1 protein-coding gene is annotated in these 377 nt (G+C 62.3%); it reads left to right on the top strand.

Going from position 1 to position 377, the window contains the following annotated elements; genetic code table 11:
• Positions 1 to 113 precede the first annotated feature (113 nt).
• The coding region (locus tag HY26_RS03545) for a transposase (RefSeq protein ID WP_146740169.1) at positions 114 to 377 on the top strand (264 nt) is incomplete at its 3' end.

The following is a 377-nucleotide window of genomic DNA, read 5'->3' as shown; positions in this document are numbered from 1 at the left end:
CGTAAGCATCCGGTGAGCGCCGCCTTGCGCACATCACCTGCCTGATGATGATCGGCGGATAAGGACTGGTCTTGAGACATGGTCCGAGACTGGTTGCATACACTCGGTGACACATGGATCTTATACTTGGTGCGCCTCGCCGGCGCTGGTCGCGAGACGATAAGCTGGCGGCGGTGGCGGCAACGTTTTCACCCGGGATGACGGTGACGGAAGTTGCCCGCAACCTCGGCATCCGTAGCAGCATGTTGTATACTTGGCGCAAGAAGCTGCGCGCGGAGGCGGGCTTTCCGGACGCCCGGTACTCGCCGACCTTTGTGCCGGTGACCGTCACACCGGATCCCGTTGGATTTGTTGGCGCATCGCCGGCGGCGGTGACG

The sequence above is a fragment of the Hyphomonas sp. GM-8P genome (assembly GCF_003263315.1).
Lineage (GTDB): Bacteria > Pseudomonadota > Alphaproteobacteria > Caulobacterales > Hyphomonadaceae > Hyphomonas.
Note: the sequence above shows the minus strand (reverse complement) of the source record. Positions and strands in the feature narration are given on the sequence as shown.